Consider the following 20,048-nt stretch of genomic DNA (forward strand, 5'->3'; position numbering starts at 1 on the left):
TATCGCAAGAAACATTAAAATTTAAATTAAGTGCTTTTCTTTGCCGCCGCTCGAAAGGAGAAGTCGCCATTGCAACTGGGCAGGCTTCAGCGAAGTTTGGCTGTGCAGCGCGAACGCATCAACTCGCAGCCATAGCCGGATTGACGCAGGTTGGATGAAGGCGAGGCAAGTCTGTCGCGAGCTTGTCGCACCGTCTCGCTGGACTATCCTTCCTCGTTGGCTAAGCACGTCTCTTTGGGCGACGGGAGATGACAATGGAACTCGTGACTCACAAGAAATTTAAAAACGGCCGGTTGATGCCATGGGGAAAGGGTACGGTCGTTACCGGCGCAAAGGGGTTTGTCTACCTTTCCGGAAACACCGCGACGGCCGACGACTACGATCCGATCGGCAAAAGCGGTGGCGGCGCCGTTGGAGATGCCGCGGCGCAGTGGCGCAAGATTCTCACCAACATCAAATCAGATCTGGAAGAGCTTGGCACTGCGCTCGAGCATCTCATCAGGCTGACCTTCTTTGTTAAGGGGCCATTTCCCGATGGCGGTGTTCTGAGCTCTCCCAATTTCCGCCTGGACGTCTTGGACGAATTCTTTGCGGTGCACTGCCCGAAGCACTGCAGCTACAACAACCCGCCGCCCTCGGAAATTATTGGCGTTGCAGCGCTTGCGCAGCCTGATCTTGTCATTGAAATCGTTGCATTAGCGGCTCTGCCGGATTAGGCAAAGCCGCGGCGTGCAAGGTGCGATAGCATGCGCTCAAAAGAGGCGCGGTGCGGTAGAATTCATCAGTCGTGGCTCCGTTGCGTGACGATGACCGGGATCAGCAGATCGCCCCAGTTGCCGTCGCCGCCATGGTGTCGTGCCGAGCGCACCAGCTCGACCGAGACGCCGGCCTCGACCGCCTTCATTACCGACTGATTGAGCCTGTGCAGATCGTTCGCCAGCATGCGGATGGTCGCCTGCTGATCGACATTCATGCTTGTGGCCTGCTCTTCGGCCCGTTCCTTGACGCGGCTTATCGATGCCATTGGTCTTCTCCCTGTGTTGCCATGCCTGTTGTGTTGCCATGCCCGCTTGGGCGTTCCCTCTGTTTGTCTGCTGTTCCGCTATTCCGCCGCCGGCCTGAATTGGGCGTGCTCGGTCGATCCATGCATGGCCGTGGTCGAAGACTGGCCACCGGTGATCGCCATTGAGACGGCGTCGAAATAGCCGGTGCCGACCTCGCGCTGGTGCTTGGTGGCGGTATAGCCATTGGCTTCCGCGGCGAATTCCGCCTCCTGCAGTTCCGAATAGGCTGCCATCTGCCGCTCCTTGTAGCCGCGGGCGAGCTCGAACATGCCGAAATTGAGCTGGTGGAAACCGGCCAGCGTAATGAACTGGAACTTGTAACCCATGGCGCCGAGTTCCTTCTGGAATTTCGCAATCGTCGCGTCGTCGAGATTCTTCTTCCAGTTGAAAGACGGCGAGCAATTATAGGCAAGCAGCTTGCCCGGATGATGCTTGCGCACGCCGTCGGCAAACGTCCTGGCCTGCGCCAGATCGGGCTTGGAAGTCTCGCACCAGATCAGGTCGGCATAGGGCGCATAGGCGATGGCGCGGGCGATGCAGGGCTCGATGCCGTTGCTGACATGGTAGAAGCCCTCCGCGGTGCGGCCGGCGTCATAATCGACGAAGGGCCGGTCGCGTTCGTCGATATCGGAGGTCAGGAGCTTTGCCGCTTCCGCGTCAGTGCGCGCCACGACCAGCGTCGGCGTACCCATGACGTCGGCGGCAAGCCGCGCCGCGTTGAGGTTGCGGATGTGTGCGGCGGTCGGGATCAGCACCTTGCCGCCGAGATGGCCGCATTTCTTCTCCGAAGCCAGCTGGTCCTCGTAATGGACGCCGGCCGCACCCGCCTCGATGAACGCCTTCATGATCTCGAAAGCGTTGAGCGGCCCGCCGAAGCCGGCTTCCGCGTCGGCGACGATCGGCGCGAACCAGGTGTCGACCGACAGCCCCTTGCCTTCGGAGGTCTCGATCTGGTCGGCGCGCTGTAAGGTGCGGTTTATGCGCTTGACCAGTTCGGGCGCGGCATTTGCGGGATAAAGCGACTGGTCCGGGTACATGGCGGAAGCGGTGTTGGCATCGGCGGCGACCTGCCATCCTGACAGATAGATCGCTTTCAGCCCGGCCCGCACCTGCTGCATCGCCTGGTTGCCCGACATGGCACCCAGCGCGTTGACGAAATCCTCTTCATGGATGAGCTGCCACAGCCGGTTTGCCCCCATTTCGGCGAGGCTCTGCCGGATCTGCACCGAGCCGCGCAGCCGCTTCACGTCGTCCGGCGAATAGGGCCTTTCGATGCCATCAAAGCGGCCTTGCGGCGCCGACGGGACGAGGTTGTAAAAGTCGGTCATTGATCACTCCAGGCGGTTTTGATGCCGGTTTAGGAAGGCGTCGCAGAGGGAAAATATGTGCGCCATATGTGACACCATTTACACGTCGGCACGACGCAAGCGAGGTAAACCTCCTGATCAGTCATAAAATAAGGGAAAACCTGTGTTGTGTTTGACTGATGAGAGCTGTAAATCTGTCATGATTGTAAAGACAGCCATGCCATCGGTGGATGTAAATTTCTGTCAAGGAAACTCGATTGGCCGACCACAAAATCTTTGCCGGGCCGCGCATTCGTCGCATCCGCAACGCCAAGGGGCTGACCCAGACGGCGATGGCCGAAGGGCTCGGCATCTCGCCGTCCTATCTCAATCTCATCGAGCGCAACCAGCGGCCGCTGACGGTGCAACTGATCCTGAGGTTGGCAACCGTCTACAAGGTCGACCCACATGAATTGCAGGGCGAGGCGAGGGGGTCGGTCGCCGATTTGAAGGAAGTGTTTTCAGATCCGTTGCTGGCCGGCGAACTGCCGGGCGACCAGGAACTCATCGAGCTTGCCGAGGCGGCGCCCAACGCTTCCGCCGCTGTCATAAAGCTGTTTCGCGCCTATCGCGAGCAGGCCGAGCGATTGTCGGATATCAACGAGCTGCTCGCGCGTGAGGGCAAGGCCACCGCCCTCTCCGGTGCCAGGCTGCCGATCGACGAGGTGCATGAGATTTTCGAACGCCGGCCGAACCATTTTGCCGCGCTCGAAGAGGAAGCCGAGGCATTCACGTCGGTGCTCGATCCCGGCGACGATCTGTTCAGTGCGTTGAAGGCTTGGCTGCGGCGTGAATTCGGCATCGTCGTCAAGGTGCTGCCGGTCGCCACCATGCCCAACTGGCGCCGTCGCTACGACCGTCACTCGCAGCGCCTGTTCCTGTCCGAGCGGCTGTCGCCATTCGATCAACTACGCGAGGTGGCGATGGAGGCCTGCCTGATCCGCATGAGCGTCGCTGTAGCTGCCGAGATCCAGGTGCTGAAGCTGACCACGGACGAAGCCCGCCGGCTGGCGCGTTTCGAGCTCGGCCGCTATGCCGCGCACGCTCTGATGATGCCCTATCAGCCTTTTCGCGCCGCTGCGGTCCGTGCCCGCTATGATATCGACATGTTGCGGTCGCGCTTCGGCGTCTCTTTCGAGCAGGCGGCGAACCGGCTGACCACGCTGCAGCGGCCGGGTGCGTCGGGTGTGCCGTTCTTCATGCTCGAGGTCGACAGTGCCGGCAATCGGTTCCGCAAGGCGGGCAGCCACGGCTTTCCGCAAAGCCGCTTCGGCGGCGGCTGTCCGAAGCTGCCGGTCCATGCCGCCTTCGCCCAGCCCGGCCAGATCCTGGTCGAGGCAGTGGAAATGCCCGACGGTGCGGCGTTCCTCTGCATGGCCCGCACGCTCGAAGGGCCGCAGGGCTCGTTTGCCGAGCGCCCGCGGCGCACGGCGCTGTTGCTCGGCTGCGACATCAGTTTTCGCGACGAGGTCGCCTATGGAGCGGCATTGCCGGGGCCGGCCGCCATCGGCAAGACCGGACAGAGCGCCGCTGCGCTGGCGACGCCGGTCGGCCCTGCCTGCCGGCTGTGCGAACGCATCGGCTGCCTCGCCCGCGCCGAGCCACCCGTTACACGTCCGCTCGGCCTCGACGAGATGGTCACGGGACTGTCGGCGTTCGATTTCCAGTGATTCGGCTCCAGCAATATTGCGGCTGAATCTTCGACCAAAGGACCTCATCTGTTCCTGCGGCGGCAACCAGTAAGCTGGTTCGCGGTTGCCGGCCAAAATATTGGTTCAGCCAAAATATTGATTCAGCCGAATATTGATTCAGCATTGACGGTACGGTATCAAAAAAAAGAACTGCGCAACGGTCGGGGGATCAATGATGGGCAGGACAGTTTTTTGGCTTGGCTTGGCGCTCGCGTTTTCGGCCGATCCCGCATTGGCTGAAAAGTCCTCGGATTTCTTCAATTCCTATCAACACTATAATGATGCCGGCAAGGCGTTCCTGGACAAGATCGATCCGAAGACCGGCGCGATAAATCTTGCCGAAGGCATCCATCTCGACCTCAAGGACAAGTTCTATTTTCTGGACAAGAAGGACACGCTCTCCGTCCTCACCGAAGCTTGGGGCAATCCGCCCGACTCTGGTTCCGATGCCCTCGGCATGATCTTTCCAGTCTCCCATGATCCCATTGCCGACAACAATTGGGGGATAGAGCTGCGCTGGGAAAAGATCGGTTACGTCGACGACAGCGACGCCGCGTCCATCGATTACAATGAACTGCTGCGCAACATGCAGTCAGACACTCTTTCCGGCAACGATCAGAGGGTAAAGGATGGCTATGCGCCCATTACGCTGATCGGCTGGGCGTCGCCGCCGGTTTATGACGCGGCCCACAAGCGCCTGCACTGGGCCAAGGAGCTGCAATTTGGCAACGATGCCGCCCATACGCTCAACTACGACGTCCGTTTCCTTGGCAGGGAGGGCGTTTTCGTGATGAGCTATATCGCGACGGTGGAACAATTGCCGGAGATAAGGCAAAGCCTGGATGAAGTGCTTGGCCTCGCGGACTTCAATACCGGCAAGACATACGCCGATTTCGTGCCGGGCGTCGATACGGTTGCGGCGATTGGCGTCGGTGGCCTGATTGCCGGCAAGCTGGCGGCGAAAGCAGGTTTTCTGGTCGTGGCGCTGATCGCGCTGAAAAAGTTTGGCCTGCTCCTGCTGATTCCGCTGGCCGGTCTCTGGCGTTTTATCCGCGGCAACAAGAGCACCTCGTAACGCATCATCGACAGGTCGCCTCGGATCATCGCCGGGCGAGGGGCGAGGCGCGCTCATCAGTGCGCCAAACGGAACATCGAACTGGATCACGCCCGGCCTTCTGCTTTGCGTTACGCGAATTAGGCACGTCTCTGTCGTCCATTGCACATCGTGCTGCTCCGAATTCGCCGACAGTCGTACCCATGACCGATACCGCATCATCTCCTGTTGCCGCTTCGCCGATCGTGTCGCCGCAAGGGGAACGCGTCGGCTTCCTGCTGGTATTCCTGTCGGCGTTGATGTGGAGCTTCGGCGGCAGCATTGCGCGCTTCATCGACAACGCCGACAGCTGGACGGTGGTGTTCTGGCGCTCGGTCTGGGCCGCCGCCTTCCTGCTCTGCTTCATGGTCTGGCGCGACGGCTGGCGTGGCACGCTGAAGCTGTTTCGCGGCATGGGCCTGGCCGGCCTTGCGGTGGCGTTCTGCTTCGCCACGGCGTCGACCTCTTTCGTCGTGGCGCTTGCCTATACCACGGTCGCCAACATCCTGTTGATGCAGGCCGGCGTGCCGCTTCTGGCGGCGCTGTTTGCCTGGGCGCTGTTTCGCGAACGGGTGGCGGTGGCGACCTGGGTGGCGATCGCCGCCGTCATTGTCGGCGTCGCCATCATGGTGTCGGAATCGCTCGATGGCGCGGTGTCGCCGATCGGCGACGGGCTGGCGCTGCTCATCGCTGTCATGTTCTCGATCGCCACCGTCATCACGCGCCGCTTTGCCCATGTGCGCATGACGCCGGCGACCTGTCTCGGCACGATGCTGGCGGCCGCCTTTGCGGCATCGCAGGCGTCGGCGCTGGGCGTCTCCAGTCACGATATGGGCTTCCTCTTTGCCTTTGGCGTGATCAATCTGGGACTCGGTCTCGCCTTCTTCGCCACCGGAGCCCGGCTTGTTCCGGCCGCCGTCGCGGCGCTGCTCGGCACGTTCGAACCGATCCTTGGCCCGATCTGGGTCTGGCTCATCCATTCCGAGGTGCCGTCGGCGCGCACCATCGTAGGCGGTGCGGTCGTGGTCACCGCGCTGCTCGTCCATATCGGGCTCGAGTTCAAGCGTCAGACGCGGCCCGCGCGAGCGGGCGTCACCGGTGTGCCGTCACCTAATTGATGCAGTGCGCGCGTCAAAGCGAGATGAACCATTGACAACGTCGCAGCCGCGCGGGCAGGCTGCGATCACGGCAACAACAAGACAGGCGTATCTTGCCAAGTCTCCATGCCGGCCGCATCGAGGCCGGACAATATCGTCGTCTCCCTGCCCGCGCCGTAGCGAAAGCTTCCGACGGCGTCGGAACACCACCAACGCCACGCCAGGTCTTCGCTGTCGGCTCGCCGCCGAACGATAATGGCGCCGGCAATTCGCGCTTGTCGCCTGCCTGCAAGCCCAATACCTTGAAGCAAATGCCCAGCCGCGCGGACGCCGCGACGAACTGGCGACGGAACACTCATCAAAGGAGAATAGCATGACCCGCAAAGCGCTCTGGCTTTCGGCGACTTCGGCGTTTCTGGCAGTTTTCACCTTGGGCGCGCATGCCGAGGATCGCGTCGTCAACGTCTTCAACTGGTCGGACTATATCGACAGTTCGATCATCGACGACTTCACCAAGGAAACCGGCATCAAGGTCGTCTACGACACTTTCGATTCCAACGAGATCCTGGAAACGAAACTGCTCGCCGGCGGCAGCGGCTACGATGTCGTCGTGCCCAGCGGCAATTTCCTTGCACGCCAGATCCAGGCGGGTGTGTTCCAGAAGCTCGACAAGTCGAAACTGCCGAACATTTCAAATATGTGGGACACGGTCATGGAACGGACCGCCAAATATGATCCCGGCAACGAATATTCGATCAACTACATGTGGGGTACGGTTGGCATCGGCTACAACATCAAGAAGGTGCAGGCAGCGCTCGGCACCGACAAGATCGACAGCTGGGACGTGTTCTTCAATCCCGAAAGCCTGGCCAAATTGAAGGACTGCGGCGTCTATGTGCTGGATTCGCCGGCCGACATCATACCGGCGGCACTGAAATATCTGGGCCTCGATCCAAACAGCACGTCGCCCGATGAGATTGCCAAGGCCGAAGAAACCTTGCTGAAGGTCCGGCCCTATATCCGCAAGTTCCACTCTTCCGAATACATCAACGCCCTTGCCAATGGCGACATCTGCCTGGCGGTCGGCTGGTCGGGTGACGTCTTCCAGGCCCGCAACCGCGCCGACGAAGCCAAGCAGGGCGTCGAGATCGGCTACTCCGTGCCGAAGGAAGGTGCCCAGATGTGGTTCGACCAGATGGCGATCCCGGCCGATGCGCCGCATGTCGCCGAAGCGCATGAGTTCCTGAACTACATGATGAAGCCCGAAGTGATCGCCAAATCGTCGAACTATGTGCTCTATGCCAACGGCAACAAGGCTTCGCAGCAGTTCATCGACAAGGCGATCCTGGAAGATCCGGCGATCTATCCGGATGCAGCCACCTTGCAGAAGCTCTACACCGTATCGCCTTACGATCCCAAGACCCAGCGCATCATCACCCGCACCTGGACCAAGATCGTCACCGGCCAATAGCATCTGACCAGGCCCCGGCAGCCGTTGCCGGGGCCGCTTTCTCATGGGGCAAGCAGCAGGACGGAGTGGGACATGAAATCGCTTGGCAGCATCCGCAGGGATTTTGCGCCATGGAACGATCCGAACGCCAAGCCATACATCCAGTTCGACAACGTCACCAAGAAATTCGGTGAGTTCACCGCGGTCAACAATCTGTCGCTGACCATTTTCGAGCGCGAATTCTTTGCCTTGCTCGGGGCCTCAGGCTGCGGGAAATCGACGCTGCTCAGGATGCTCGCCGGCTTCGAGGAGCCGACCGCTGGCCGCATCCTGCTCGATGGCCAGGATCTGCGCGGCATTCCGCCCTACCGGCGGCCGGTCAACATGATGTTCCAGTCCTACGCCTTGTTTCCGCACATGACGGTCGAGAACAACATCGCCTTCGGCCTCAAGCAGGAAGGCATGGCCAAGGCCGACATCGACAAGCGCGTCGCCGAGATGCTGAAGCTGGTCAAGCTCGAGCAGTTCGCCAAGCGCAAACCGCACCAATTGTCGGGTGGCCAGCGCCAGCGCGTCGCGCTCGCGCGCTCGGTGGCCAAGCGGCCGAAAGTCCTGCTGCTCGACGAGCCGCTTGGTGCGCTGGACAAGAAGCTGCGCGAGGAAACCCAGTTCGAGCTGATGGACCTGCAGCAGAACCTCGGCCTCACCTTCGTCGTCGTCACCCATGATCAGGAAGAGGCGATGACGATGGCCGACCGCATCGCCATCATCGACAAGGGCGAGGTGATGCAGGTGGCGACGCCGGCCGAGGTCTACGAGGCGCCGGGTTCCCGCTTCGTCGCCGGCTTCGTCGGCAATGTGAATATGTTCGACGGCAAGATCGCGGCTGGCGAGGCCGGCAGTGCGAGCATCGATGCCGGCAACGGCATCACCATCCGGACCGAAAATGCCGGCAGGGCCGCCGCCGGAACATCCGTCACCTTCGCCATCAGGCCGGAGAAGATCAAGGTGTCCTCCACGAAACCGGCCGGTGCCGTCAACGCCATCGAGGGCGAGGTCTACGACATAGCCTATCTCGGCGACATGACCGTCTATCACGTCAGGCTGGACGACGGTCAGGTGGTGCGGGCGAGCACCATGAACGGGGCACGCCTCACCGAGGATCCATTGACCTGGAACGACCGCGCCTGGGTTTCTTTCCGCCCCGACGCCGGCGTCGTCCTGACACGGTAGGGACTGATCATGTCCGCTGTCACCGCCGCAACAAGCTCTCCGGCAAGCGCTGCCGGCAAATCCGCCTTGGTCAGGCTGGGAGCGGCCTTCGTTAGCCGGCTCGTCATCATCATCCCCTACCTCTGGCTGCTGTTCTTCTTTCTCGTCCCTTTCATCATCGTCTTCAAGATTTCGCTGTCGCAGACGGCGATCGCCATGCCGCCCTACACGCCGGTGCTCGATTTCCGCAGCGGCATTTCCGGGTTTATCTCGGAATTCGGCGCGCTCAATTTCGACAACTATACCTGGCTGACGCAGGATGCGCTTTACTTCAATTCCTATGTGACGAGCGTCATCGTCGCCGCCATCTCGACGGTCCTGACATTGCTGGTCGGCTATCCCATAGCCTATGGCATGGCGCGCGCTCCGGCGACGATTCGCCCGACCTTGCTGATGCTGGTGATCCTGCCGTTCTGGACCTCGTTCCTGATCCGTGTCTACGCCTGGATCGGCATCCTCAAGCCCGAGGGCCTGCTCAACCAGCTGCTGCTCGCCACCGGCATCATCAGCCAGCCGCTGATCATCCTCAACACCTATACGGCGATCTTCATCGGCATCATCTACTCCTATCTGCCGTTCATGGTGCTGCCGCTCTATTCGTCCTTGGAGAAGATGGACCATTCTCTGATCGAGGCCGCCAAGGATCTCGGCTGTCCGCCGACCAGCGCCTTCTGGAAGATCACCTTCCCCCTGTCGCTGCCCGGCGTCATCGCCGGCTGCCTGCTGGTGTTCATTCCCGCCGTCGGCGAGTTCGTCATTCCCGACCTGCTCGGCGGCTCGCAGACGCTGATGATCGGCAGAACGCTGTGGAACGAGTTCTTCGCCAACCGCGACTGGCCGGTGTCGTCCGCCGTTGCCGTCATCTTGCTGCTGCTGCTGATCGTGCCGATCATGCTCTTCCAGCGAGCCCAGGCGCGCGCCCAGGAGCAGGACCAATGAACGCGACCTGGAGCCGCTTCAACATCATTTCGATCGTGCTCGGCTTTGCCTTTCTTTACCTGCCGATCGTCCTGCTCGTTGTGTTCTCTTTCAACGAATCGAAGCTGGTCACCGTCTGGGGTGGCTTCTCGACGAAATGGTACGTGTCGCTGTTCCACAACCGGGGTCTGATGGACGCCACCTGGGTGACGGCCCGCGTCGGCGTCATCTCGGCAAGCGTCGCGACCGTGCTCGGCACGCTGGCGGCGCTCACCTTGACACGCTACACGCGCTTTCGCGGCCGGCTTCTGTTTTCCGGCATGGTGTTTGCGCCGCTGGTCATGCCGGAAGTCATCACCGGCCTGTCGCTGCTGCTGCTCTTCGTCGCCGTCGGCCTCGACCGCGGCTTTCTGACGGTGACGCTTGCCCACACCACGCTAACCATGTGCTTCGTTGCGGTGGTGGTTCAGTCGCGCCTGATCACTTTTGATCGTTCGCTGGAAGAGGCCGCGATGGACCTCGGTGCGCCACCGGTGAAGACCTTCTTCCAGATCACGCTGCCGGTTATCATGCCGGCTATCGTCTCCGGCTGGATGCTGGCCTTCACGCTGTCGCTCGATGATTTGGTTATTGCCAGCTTCACCTCGGGACCCGGCGCCACGACGCTGCCGATGAAGATCTACAGCCAGGTCCGCCTTGGCGTGACGCCGGAAATCAACGCAGCGTGCACCATCCTGATCGCGGTCGTCGCAGTTGGCGTGATCATCGCTTCGCTCGCAAACAAACGCCGCGAGGTGCAGCGCCAGCGCGACGAGCAGGCGGCGCAGCGAGGTTGAAGGCTCGCTACTCTCCCGAAACGCCGCGGCTTATCGGCGAGATGAACGGCGTGCTCCACGTGCCGCCGACGAAGAACGACGACTGCTTGGGCGGCTGGCCATTCGTCTGCGTGGCAGCCTGGCTCGGCTGGACGATGCCGCCGGACAGCGCCAGCCCGCGTCCGGCATAGGATGCGATGCCGGAAAGCCAGATCTTGTATTGCGCGGAATTCACCTCGGCCTTGTCGATACGCGCCACGCCGTTCGAAACGCTCGCCTTGAGCTCGGCCCCGTCGATCGGCAGCGTTCCGTCCGAGACGTCGTCCAGCGCGAAGAATCCGCCCTGTTCGGTGTGCTTGAGGAACGCCGGCAGGTTAAGCCGGCTCAGCGCACCCGCGCCGAACGTCGCGGACAGCGAGCCATTGGCGTTTTCGAAAATCGAGTCCCAGGTTCTGCCAGGCCCCTTGAGGATGACCGAAACGGTTCCAGTGCCGATCGGCACCAGCCGCGTCATCCCGGCCGCGGTGCCGAAAGCGCCGCCGTCGATATCGGAAGCAAGCAGCCGGATCTCGACTTCCGTGCCGGCGGGCTTGCGGTCGAAACGGACGCTGCTCTGGACGTTGCCGCCAAAGGCGGATGCATCCGAGATGTCGAAGACGGCAAGGCCGTTCTTGACCTGGGCAGTGGCAGCGACGTCGGCAAGCTGGATGGCGCCGGCGGTGGCATGCGCCGCCGACAGCCTGAGATCGAGATTGATCCGGTCGGCGAAGCTTGTGTCGATTTCGCCCGGGCCGGTGCCGCCGGCGGATGGCACCGGCGTAAAGGCGGAGAGAAATGATCTGAGGTCGAGCGTATCGAAGGCAAGTGTGCCGGAGATCACCGGCAGTGCCTCACCATAGGTGAAGTCCAGCGCACCCATTCCGGGGTTATTGTCGAGGGTCAGGGCCGTGTTTTCAAATTTGACGCGCCCGGCCGTCGCCGTGATCTTGCTTGAAACCGAGATCGAGCCGATTGCGGCACCGGGCGCGATGCCGGCCTGCGACCATTCGAGCACGCGTCGGAGCGAAGGTGCGGCGAATTTTGCCTGGCCGTCGAAATAGCCGTTCTCCGACATGCTGGCGCGGCCGTCGAACGAAAAACTGGCCGGTGCCGCCTTGAAGGAAAATGTGGCCGGTGCTGTGCCGCCACCGAACAGCACGAGCGGGTTCGGCGATGCGGCGTCGATGGCAACACTTTCGCCGCGCCATATCCCGGTCGCCGACAGCGTCGCATTGCTGTTCATCGCGGCCCAGTTCGCCTGGCCGCTCAGGCTGCTCAATATCTCCTGGTCCTTGCCGCCGATGGCAGCCACTACGCGGCCGTCCCTGAACTCGACTGTGCCGAACGGATCTGTCGGCAGCTTGCCGAGATCCGGCTTGGCGGGATTTGTGTTGATCACCGCGCGGGCAGCATCGATCGAACGCGTAATGCGCCCACCGCTGGGAATCGCAGGCAGGAAAAACCCGCTCGCGGTACGCTGAACCCGGATCGTCGGTCGTACCAGCCGCGCCGTCGAAAACACCACATCGCCACGCAGCGCCGCCATCGCCGAGAGGTCGACCTCGACCCGTTCGGCCTCGACCACGGGCGGCGCATCCGTCTCCGTCCATTGCGACAGCGTCACGTCGCTCAGGATCGCCCGGAAATTCGGCCACACCTCGATACGCGGCGCGCCGTCGATGGTGACCCGGAAACCGCTCCACGCGCTCATTTCCCACGCGATACGGTCGCGTACGATGCGGGTCGAGGCGATCAACGGCAAGGCTGCGACAACCAGCGCGATGACGATGACGGCTGCGCCGATCGCCCATATTCCGCGTCGGATCAAAGGTGATGGCATATCGCCCCGTATGCTTCCATTCCGACAAAATCGCCCGACGGGTGTAACCGACGGCTGACGCATTTCAAGTCTTTATGGCCCGGCGATGGCATTTGCGCACACCCTGACCGGCGCGGTCCAACAAAATCTTGCTCTGCTGCATCGCGATATGCATAAGCGATGCCAATGCATGTCGCCCAAAAGTGCGCAGCGGTTTTGGGATAAACGACATGCATAAAGACAAAAGTTTAAAGCGCGTCGCGTGAATCTCTTCAAACGTGACGTGCTTTAAGGAGAAACAATGATGGCTGACGACGCACCGCTCTGGATCCCGACGCAAGAGCAGATCGACGCAGCGCCGATGACCGCCTTCATGAACGCCGCGGCGAACATGGCCGGCAAGGTTTTCTCCTCCTATGCCGACCTGAATCGCTGGTCGATCGATCATCGCGAGACCTTCTGGAGCCTGGTCTGGGACTTTTGTGGCATCGTCGGCGACAAGGGCGAACGCATGCTGGTCGATGGCAACAAGATGCCCGGCGCGACCTTCTTTCCTGAGGCAAAGCTGAACTTCGCCGAGAATCTCCTCAAGAAAACCGGGCTTGGCGACGCAATCGTCTTTCGCGGCGAGGACAAGGTCGAGCGGCGGCTGTCCTGGAACGAGCTGCATGCGCTGACCTCGCGCCTGCAGCAGCTTTTCCTGTCGCTCAAGGTGAAGAAGGGCGACCGCATCGCCGCGATGATGCCCAACATGCCGGAGACCGTTGCTGCGATGCTGGCGGCCGCCTCGATCGGCGCGGTCTGGTCGTCCTGCTCCCCAGATTTCGGCGAGCAGGGGGTTCTCGACCGGTTCGGCCAGATCGAGCCTGTCGTGTTCATCGCGCCGGACGGCTACTGGTATAATGGCAAGGCGATCGAAGTCGCCGACAAGATCGCGGCCGTGGCGGGCAAGCTCGCCACCGTCCGCAAAGTCCTCATTGTCGACTATCTCGGCACCTCGCTCGACGTCGCCGCGACCATCGGCAAGGCGGCTGCGCTGGAAGAGGCGCTGTCACCCTTTGCCGCAAGGCCTGTCGCCTACGAAAGGCTGCCGTTTTCGCATCCGCTGTACATCCTGTTTTCATCGGGCACGACCGGCATTCCCAAATGCATTGTCCATTCGGCCGGCGGAACGCTGATCCAGCACGTCAAGGAAGAACGGCTGCATGCCGGCCTGCTCGACGGCGACCGCTTCTTCTACTTCACCACCTGCGGCTGGATGATGTGGAACTGGCTGGTGTCGGGCCTGGCATCGGGCGCCACCTTGCTGCTCTACGACGGCTCGCCGTTCTACCCGGACGGCAATGCGCTGTTCGACTTCGCCGATGCCGAAAAGATGACCTATTTCGGCACCTCGGCCAAATTCATCGATTCCGTGCGCAAGGCCGGCCTGAAGCCGATCCACACGCATGATCTTTCCAGCGTGCGCACCATCTCATCGACCGGCTCGCCGCTATCGCCGGAAGATTTCCGCTTCGTCTATGAAGGCATCAAGAAGGACGTGCATCTGGCTTCGATTTCCGGCGGCACCGATATCGTCTCCTGCTTCGTGCTCGGCGTGCCGATCGAACCGGTATGGACCGGCGAGATCCAAGGGCCCGGGCTCGGCCTTGCCGTCGATGTCTGGGACGATGACGGCCGCCCGCTCCGCCAGGAGAAGGGCGAGCTCGTCTGCACCAAGGCGTTTCCGGCGATGCCGATCGGCTTCTGGAACGACCCTGACGGCAGGAAATACAAAGCCGCCTATTTCGAACGTTTCGACGATGTCTGGTGCCACGGCGATTTCGCCGAATGGACCGTCCATGGCGGCCTGATCATCCATGGCCGTTCCGACGCCACGCTCAATCCGGGCGGTGTCAGGATCGGCACGGCGGAGATCTACAATCAGGTCGAGCAGATGCCGGAAATCCTCGAAGCGCTGTGCATCGGCCAGGATTTCGACAATGACGTGCGTGTCGTGCTGTTCGTGCGGCTGGCGGCCGGCGTTGAGCTCGATGCCGAGCTGGAAAAACGCATCCGCGCGAAAATCCGCACCGGGGCGAGCCCGCGCCACGTGCCGGCCAAGATCGTCGCCGTCAGCGATATTCCGCGCACCAAATCGGGCAAGATCACCGAGCTCGCGGTACGCGACGTGGTGCATGGCCGCGCCGTCAAGAACAAGGAAGCGCTCGCCAATCCCGAAGCGCTCGAGCTGTTCCGCAACCTGCCGCAGCTTGCCGACTGAGCCGGGTTCAAGGTGGGAGCTGTTTTGAGGTCTCCGGTATCGTTAACGAATTATCTCTTCGGAATTTACCTAGATTTCATGAGTGGTACACATTGGTAAATTTTCCGGCGTGCCGGTAAGGATTTGTTAAGGCCCGGCATCAATAGTCGTGCGTAACTTGAGGGAGAAATCCCGTTCCTCTTAGCCCCGAGAGGATCTGATTCGCTCAAGCCCCGTTGTGACAGCAATTCCAATTTCTCAAGGCGTCCTGTTGGACGCCTTTTTTCTTTGCGCAACCATAGCTAACCGGCGAGCACTCGGGTCGAGGGAAAGGCGACTTCGACAAGGGTTCCCTCGCCGGGCGTCGAGTTGATGGTGAACCGGGCCCGGTTCGCTTCGACCATCGCCTTGGTCAGCGGCAGCCCAAGACCCGTGCCGTCGCCACGGCCGCGCTTCAGCGCATTGATCTGCTTGAACGGCTTCAGCGCCTGCTCGATCTCGGACTGGCTCATGCCGATGCCGGTATCGCGAACGCGCATGACGACATCGCCGGAGATCTCGTAAGCCGTCGACACGATCACCTGGCCGCCGGCCTGCGTGTAGCGGACGGCGTTCGACAGGATGTTGAGCGCGATCTGCCGCACGCTGCGCAGATCGGCCACCACTTCCGGCAGCCGCGAGGCGAAGCTGGAGCGGATGATGACGCGTTCCCGGTTGGCTTGCGGCTGCATCATCGCCACGGTTTCGGCAAGCGTGTCGTTAAGCGACACCGCCTCATAGGCCATCTCCTGCTGGCCGGCCTCGATTTTCGAAATGTCGAGCAGGTCATTGACCAGATCGAGCACGTGGTTGCCCGAACGGTTGATGTCGCGCAGATAGTCGCGATAGCGGTCATTGGCCACCGGCCCGAATTTCTCGTCGACCATCAGCTCGGAAAAGCCGATTATGGCGTTGAGCGGCGTTCGGATCTCGTGGCTGATGCGGGCCAGAAAATCGGTCTTCTGCGACGAAGCGCGTTCGGCGACCGCGCGCGCCTGGGTCAAGTCCTCTTCGGCCCGCTTCCACTGGGTGATATCGCGCACCACCGCACAGAAGCCGCTGTCGTTGGGCAGCCTGCCGATGGTCATGAACAGCGGAATGAAACGCCCCTGCGCCTCGCGCCCGATCACCTCGCGGCCATCGTTCATCACGCTTGCAACGCCGGGCTCCGACAACCCCTCGAGATAGTCACGCGCCGCGCGCTGGCTTTCGATCGCAAACAGCGAGACGAACGGTTTGCCGGTCACCTCGTCGCTGTCGAAGCCGAACAGCGCTTCCGCCGGACGGCTAATTGAACGGATCGTTCCGTTACGGCCGATCAGCACGACGCCGTCGGTGGCGGTGTCGATGATAGTGCGCATTTCGGCAATGCGTGCCTTGAGCTCGGAAACATCCGGCTGCGTTTGGTCTTCGGCGGCGCCATGTGGAATGGCTGCTGCCTCGTCGTCGCCGGAACGACGTACGACCAGCATCAGCGCCTTGCCGTTTCCCCAGGGCACGGAGCGTAAAATCGCATCGATCGGAAACTCCTGACCTTCGCGCGTTTTCAGCCGCAGAGCGCGGTCGCCGCCATCCGAACTGCCGTCGTCGGCATAAGGGTCGGCAAACAGCGCGCCGAGCCCGCCGGCCTCGTCCAGGGCATTGAGCGTCGCATAGCCGGTCAAGCCGAGGAATTCGTCGTTCGCGTAATGCAGCTGGTCGCCGGAATGGATAAGCACCGGCACTGGCAGCTTGCCGAGGATCGAGGTATCCGGCCCCTTGTTGTCCTCTCCGGCAAACGCCGACGGCACGAAGCCGTCGAGTTTGAGCGGTGGTGCCTGCGGCCGCGCGATGGGCGGCACCTGGCCGGCAGCGTCGGCTGCGGCTGCGCTGTCCTCGGACCAATCCTCGCTGTCTTCGGCGTCACGGAAGTCTTCGGCCGTCATGCTGTCGTCGTCGCCATCCCGCGGCGCTTCGGCGACGATCGTTCGACGGTTCGTGCTGGGCTCAACGCCTTCCTGCGCCTCATCGCTGGGTTCGCGGTCGGCATAGTCGAGCAGCGATCCGGAAACAGGGCGTGTGACGGGTTCGCCGGCTTGCGCCTCTGCTTCCACCTCATCCGGCTGCTCGCCGTCGAGCCGGGCAAGATCCTTCTGGTCTTCGGCATCGGCCTCGGGCGGTTCGGCGGCAGCCGCCCCGCTTTCCGGACCTTGTGCCGGCATCTCACCCTTGTCCGTCGGGCCGGCTTCTTTCAGCTTTGGCTCGTCGGCCTTGCCGGCTGCCTCGACTTTCTCAACCGGCTTCTGCTTTCCGGCGCTGGGCTGTTTTTCGGCCGGGGTGCTGTCCTTCTTGAGACGCTCGCCAATCTCGCGAAACGCGCTGCGTTCCAGCGTCGACAGGCCCTTGTCGTTGGCCGGCTGCCGGTGCTCGGCCAGCCGGATCACCTTGTCGGCAAAGCGCCGCTCGGGTTTTGGCACGATGGTCAATGCCGGCACTTCGCCCCTGAACGGATCGGCGGGTTTAGGTGTCTCGGGGAGAGGTTCGACGGCTTTCGGCCCGATGGTCGCGGCAGGTTTCTCCTCGGCGACAAGGGCCATGCCGACGGCATCCGGATCGACCACCGCATCGCCGCTCCTGGCCACGCCGAAACCGCGAAAACCTTCGAAAACGCGGCTGCGGCTGTAAACCGGGAGCGCCGCCAGATCGACGGGTATCTTCAGATCGGTGCCGGCGACCGGCCACAGCACGGAGCGGCCGGACCAGGTGTCGCGCCGTTCGAGCAGGCCGGCAATCTCGCCAGAAGCATCGAGGCCATAGGCGGCCGAAACATCCTCGAAGCGGCGGCCGATCACGTCGGCGGCAGGCTTGCCGACGAGCTCGGCAAATTCCGGCGAAAGGGCGCTGAAATGGCCCTCCGCGTCGGTACGCCAGACGAAACGCATGGGCGCGGCGGTGCGATCGATCGCCGAAGCGCGGTGTTCGGCCGGCGATGCGGCTTTGGTGGCTTTTGCGGCGCTTTCCGGCGAAGTATCCGCGCCGGCCTGCGAAGCGTCCGGGCTGGTCTCGACTTTGCCGGACGCAGCTGCCCCGGGCGGGACCTGCGCGTCGTCGCCGGCATTGAAGTACCAATGGTCATGCTGCGTCGGCGTTTCGCCAGCCGTGCGGTGATCGCCGGCCGCGTCGGCAGGTTCGTGCTCCGCCGATGCCGAGGTGCCTTGCATCGCTGCAAGGTCGATCTCCGCCGCGCCGGTGCTGGCGATCGGCTGCTCGTTGTCCTGATCCGTTGGCTGGGGAAGATCGCCACCTCTCAGTGCCGCTGCCGCCTCGGTTTCCCCGCCGGCGCGCTCGCCATCGGGGGCCTCGCCGTCAAGCCGGTCCTCGTCGATCACCACCAGCAGGTGCCGCTCTTCCGTCAGCCGGGCAAGGCCCGCGGGATAGGAGCTGGACCCACCCGGAACCAGGCGCTTGACGATGCGGTCGCTCTCGTTCGCCACGTCGGCGACAAGCGCGGCCAGCGTCTCAGGCCGGATGCCGAGCGCCGAAAAGCCGTCCGATGCGGCGTCGATATTGCCCTTGGCATCGACAAAGGCGATGTAGTGGCCGTCTTCCGCAAAGCCACCGATGGCGCGGTCGGCGATCTCGGCGGCGCTTCGCGAGCCGGTCTGCGCCGCCGGCAGCGCCAGCATGATTGCTTCCTCGCCATCGGGCATGGTCACCGCGCTGGCCAGGAAGCCGACGGCGCGGCTGGTCAGGCCAGTCGCCAGCCGGACCGTGATGGCACGGTCGCGGCCGATCTGCGGAAAACCGCTGGTTGCCATGATCTGGCGCCTGGCGATCAGCGGCAAACCTGCCGAGGCGCCGATGATCGCGCCGATGTCGGGATAGCCGAATACCGCTGCGCCGGGGCCGTTGGCCCAGATCACCTGCTCGAGATCTGCCGACAGAATAGCGATCGCGTCGCCTGCGGCGAAGCGCAGGCGGACCGCGTCGAGCACGGCGACATCGAGGAAGGAGTAGTTTTCAGCCGGCATGCGCTTGGCGACCCTCACAGAGCGGGCAATTTGCGGTTAACGCTTTGTTAATAAAAGCCGACGGCGCGAAGGTCCACAAGTCATAGCGTGCAACCAGCGGAATCTCTAGGCGCGTGGTTAACGCCGCGAACCAAATATTTTATGGTGCGATGCAACAAACATGTTGCAATGCACAAAATTTGCCTTTATATTGCCATGATAGATGAACGAGACGGCATTTTGTCAAAGCCGCTGCCGCTGAAAAGGATGGAAAATGTCCAGGACCAAGACCGCTGAAACGATCGAAAACGTTGAATTCCCGAGCTTCGACGCTTCGAAGGCCACCGACCAGATCCGTGCCTTCGCCGAAAAGGGCGTTGAGCAGTCGAAAGAGGCCTATGCCAAGCTGAAGACCGGCGCCGAGGAGACCCAGAAGGCTCTGGAGTCGACCTACGAGACCGCCAAGTCCGTTTCCAGCGACCTGTCGCTCAAGACCATCGCCGCCCTGCGCGCTAATGCCGAAGCCGGCTTCTCGCATTTCGAAGCGCTGATCGGCGCCAAGTCGCTGTCGGAAGTCGTCGAGTTGCAGACCGCTTTCCTGCGCAAGCGCGTCGAAATGACCGTCGAGCAGGCTAAGGACTTCCAGGCGGTTGCTGCCAAGGCGGCCGAGGACGTATCCAAGCCGATCAAGACCGCCTTCGAGAAGGCCGTGAAAGAAATCAAGATCGCCTAATATTTGCGCACAGTTTGACGATGCATCAAAAGGTCGCATTTCGTCAGACAAATAGATGTGCGATATAGTGGTTTAAGTGAATACCCGGCGGGTGGAACCTCCTCCCTCTGCTCACCGGGGTGACCAGCCAGCACCTCCTCCCGCTGGCTCGTAACAGGAAAAGGCCGGCACCTCCTCCCGCCGGCCTTTTCTTTTGTCCGGCGGAAAATGACGCGATGCCGGAGCGAGCTTTTGCCTTGCCAAAAGCCTTGAATTAAACTCCGATAGCCCGTATGGACGCATCGCCGAACGACAGAGCGGGTCCCGAACGTTTCATCTCGATCCCGCTCAGGCAAACGTGCCGTTGTAGCTCAGATGGTTAGAGCGCCGGATTGTGGATCCGGAGGTCGCTGGTTCGATCCCAGCCAACGGTACCATTCAGCTTTCAGCCAGGTTTCTGAC

At 62.0% G+C, this 20,048-nt stretch carries 14 protein-coding genes and 1 tRNA gene; 11 read left to right on the forward strand and 4 right to left on the reverse strand.

What is annotated here, in order from left to right:
* Positions 1 to 254: 254 nt before the first annotated feature.
* Positions 255 to 716 (forward strand): RidA family protein, encoded by a 462-nt coding sequence (locus tag NKI16_RS24105; protein WP_352571628.1) that lies wholly within the window; start codon positions 255 to 257, stop codon positions 714 to 716.
* A 65-nt stretch (positions 717 to 781) separates the two neighbouring features.
* On the opposite strand, the gene NKI16_RS24110 is transcribed toward NKI16_RS24105, so the two are convergent.
* Both NKI16_RS24110 and aceA read right to left on the reverse strand, forming a co-directional pair.
* Positions 782 to 1,024 carry an SMc00767 family acetate metabolism repressor gene (locus NKI16_RS24110; protein ID WP_023719402.1) on the reverse strand — a complete coding sequence of 81 codons (243 nt, stop codon included), beginning with the start codon at positions 1,022 to 1,024 and terminating at the stop codon, positions 782 to 784.
* Positions 1,025 to 1,102: 78 nt separating this feature from the next.
* Complete coding sequence (aceA, locus tag NKI16_RS24115) at positions 1,103 to 2,392, reverse strand: isocitrate lyase (protein ID WP_352756668.1); 1,290 nt, start codon at positions 2,390 to 2,392, stop codon at positions 1,103 to 1,105.
* Positions 2,393 to 2,628: 236 nt separating this feature from the next.
* On the opposite strand from aceA, the gene NKI16_RS24120 reads away from it, so the two are divergent.
* From NKI16_RS24120 to NKI16_RS24150, 7 genes are all read left to right on the forward strand, one after another.
* On the forward strand, positions 2,629 to 4,080 hold the full coding sequence (locus NKI16_RS24120) for a helix-turn-helix domain-containing protein (RefSeq protein ID WP_352756669.1): 1,452 nt from the start codon (positions 2,629 to 2,631) through the stop codon (positions 4,078 to 4,080).
* A gap of 196 nt (positions 4,081 to 4,276) precedes the next feature.
* Positions 4,277 to 5,176: a DUF2167 domain-containing protein gene (locus tag NKI16_RS24125; RefSeq protein WP_352571625.1), complete on the forward strand. Its 900-nt coding sequence runs from the start codon at positions 4,277 to 4,279 to the stop codon at positions 5,174 to 5,176.
* A gap of 182 nt (positions 5,177 to 5,358) precedes the next feature.
* The gene (locus NKI16_RS24130) at positions 5,359 to 6,312 is read left to right on the forward strand and encodes a DMT family transporter (RefSeq protein ID WP_023677450.1); all 954 of its coding nucleotides are present in this window, start codon (positions 5,359 to 5,361) and stop codon (positions 6,310 to 6,312) included.
* A gap of 352 nt (positions 6,313 to 6,664) precedes the next feature.
* The gene (locus NKI16_RS24135; RefSeq protein ID WP_352571624.1) at positions 6,665 to 7,762 is read left to right on the forward strand and encodes a polyamine ABC transporter substrate-binding protein; all 1,098 of its coding nucleotides are present in this window, start codon (positions 6,665 to 6,667) and stop codon (positions 7,760 to 7,762) included.
* 72 nt (positions 7,763 to 7,834) lie between these two features.
* Positions 7,835 to 8,974 carry an ABC transporter ATP-binding protein gene (locus NKI16_RS24140; RefSeq protein ID WP_352571623.1) on the forward strand — a complete coding sequence of 380 codons (1,140 nt, stop codon included), beginning with the start codon at positions 7,835 to 7,837 and terminating at the stop codon, positions 8,972 to 8,974.
* A gap of 9 nt (positions 8,975 to 8,983) precedes the next feature.
* Positions 8,984 to 9,952: an ABC transporter permease subunit gene (locus NKI16_RS24145; protein WP_352756671.1), complete on the forward strand. Its 969-nt coding sequence runs from the start codon at positions 8,984 to 8,986 to the stop codon at positions 9,950 to 9,952.
* Entirely contained in the window at positions 9,949 to 10,767 is an 819-nt protein-coding gene (locus NKI16_RS24150) for an ABC transporter permease (RefSeq protein ID WP_023677454.1), read from the forward strand. Before NKI16_RS24145 ends, NKI16_RS24150 begins: the two co-directional genes overlap by 4 nt.
* Positions 10,768 to 10,774: 7 nt before the next feature.
* Here the strand turns inward: NKI16_RS24150 and NKI16_RS24155 are convergent, their stop codons facing one another.
* Positions 10,775 to 12,625, reverse strand: a complete 1,851-nt coding sequence (locus NKI16_RS24155; protein ID WP_352571621.1) for an AsmA family protein — start codon at positions 12,623 to 12,625, stop codon at positions 10,775 to 10,777.
* A gap of 283 nt (positions 12,626 to 12,908) precedes the next feature.
* On the opposite strand from NKI16_RS24155, the gene NKI16_RS24160 reads away from it, so the two are divergent.
* Positions 12,909 to 14,867: an acetoacetate--CoA ligase gene (locus NKI16_RS24160; RefSeq protein WP_352698071.1), complete on the forward strand. Its 1,959-nt coding sequence runs from the start codon at positions 12,909 to 12,911 to the stop codon at positions 14,865 to 14,867.
* A 281-nt stretch (positions 14,868 to 15,148) separates the two neighbouring features.
* Here the strand turns inward: NKI16_RS24160 and NKI16_RS24165 are convergent, their stop codons facing one another.
* A complete protein-coding gene (locus NKI16_RS24165; protein ID WP_352698069.1) occupies positions 15,149 to 18,895 on the reverse strand; it encodes a PAS domain S-box protein in 3,747 nt (1,248 codons plus the stop codon).
* A gap of 253 nt (positions 18,896 to 19,148) precedes the next feature.
* Between NKI16_RS24165 and NKI16_RS24170 the strand changes: the two genes are divergently transcribed.
* On the forward strand, positions 19,149 to 19,607 hold the full coding sequence (locus tag NKI16_RS24170) for a phasin (RefSeq protein WP_254819298.1): 459 nt from the start codon (positions 19,149 to 19,151) through the stop codon (positions 19,605 to 19,607).
* A gap of 339 nt (positions 19,608 to 19,946) precedes the next feature.
* Positions 19,947 to 20,023: transfer RNA gene (locus NKI16_RS24175), tRNA-His, on the forward strand.
* Positions 20,024 to 20,048: the final 25 nt, after the last annotated feature.

The sequence above is a fragment of the Mesorhizobium sp. M0698 genome (genome assembly GCF_040320455.1).
In the GTDB taxonomy this organism is placed as follows: Bacteria; Pseudomonadota; Alphaproteobacteria; order Rhizobiales; family Rhizobiaceae; genus Mesorhizobium.

What these genes read in the sequence shown, in the direction of transcription:
- NKI16_RS24105 (WP_352571628.1), top strand. Translation starts at nt 255, where the DNA reads ATGGAACTCGTGACTCACAAGAAATTTAAAAACGGCCGGTTGATGCCA.
- NKI16_RS24110 (WP_023719402.1), bottom strand. Translation starts at nt 1,024, where the DNA reads ATGGCATCGATAAGCCGCGTCAAGGAACGGGCCGAAGAGCAGGCCACA.
- aceA (WP_352756668.1), bottom strand. Translation starts at nt 2,392, where the DNA reads ATGACCGACTTTTACAACCTCGTCCCGTCGGCGCCGCAAGGCCGCTTT.
- NKI16_RS24125 (WP_352571625.1), top strand. Translation starts at nt 4,277, where the DNA reads ATGGGCAGGACAGTTTTTTGGCTTGGCTTGGCGCTCGCGTTTTCGGCC.
- NKI16_RS24130 (WP_023677450.1), top strand. Translation starts at nt 5,359, where the DNA reads ATGACCGATACCGCATCATCTCCTGTTGCCGCTTCGCCGATCGTGTCG.
- NKI16_RS24135 (WP_352571624.1), top strand. Translation starts at nt 6,665, where the DNA reads ATGACCCGCAAAGCGCTCTGGCTTTCGGCGACTTCGGCGTTTCTGGCA.
- NKI16_RS24140 (WP_352571623.1), top strand. Translation starts at nt 7,835, where the DNA reads ATGAAATCGCTTGGCAGCATCCGCAGGGATTTTGCGCCATGGAACGAT.
- NKI16_RS24145 (WP_352756671.1), top strand. Translation starts at nt 8,984, where the DNA reads ATGTCCGCTGTCACCGCCGCAACAAGCTCTCCGGCAAGCGCTGCCGGC.
- NKI16_RS24150 (WP_023677454.1), top strand. Translation starts at nt 9,949, where the DNA reads ATGAACGCGACCTGGAGCCGCTTCAACATCATTTCGATCGTGCTCGGC.
- NKI16_RS24155 (WP_352571621.1), bottom strand. Translation starts at nt 12,625, where the DNA reads ATGCCATCACCTTTGATCCGACGCGGAATATGGGCGATCGGCGCAGCC.
- NKI16_RS24160 (WP_352698071.1), top strand. Translation starts at nt 12,909, where the DNA reads ATGGCTGACGACGCACCGCTCTGGATCCCGACGCAAGAGCAGATCGAC.
- NKI16_RS24165 (WP_352698069.1), bottom strand. Translation starts at nt 18,895, where the DNA reads ATGCCGGCTGAAAACTACTCCTTCCTCGATGTCGCCGTGCTCGACGCG.
- NKI16_RS24170 (WP_254819298.1), top strand. Translation starts at nt 19,149, where the DNA reads ATGTCCAGGACCAAGACCGCTGAAACGATCGAAAACGTTGAATTCCCG.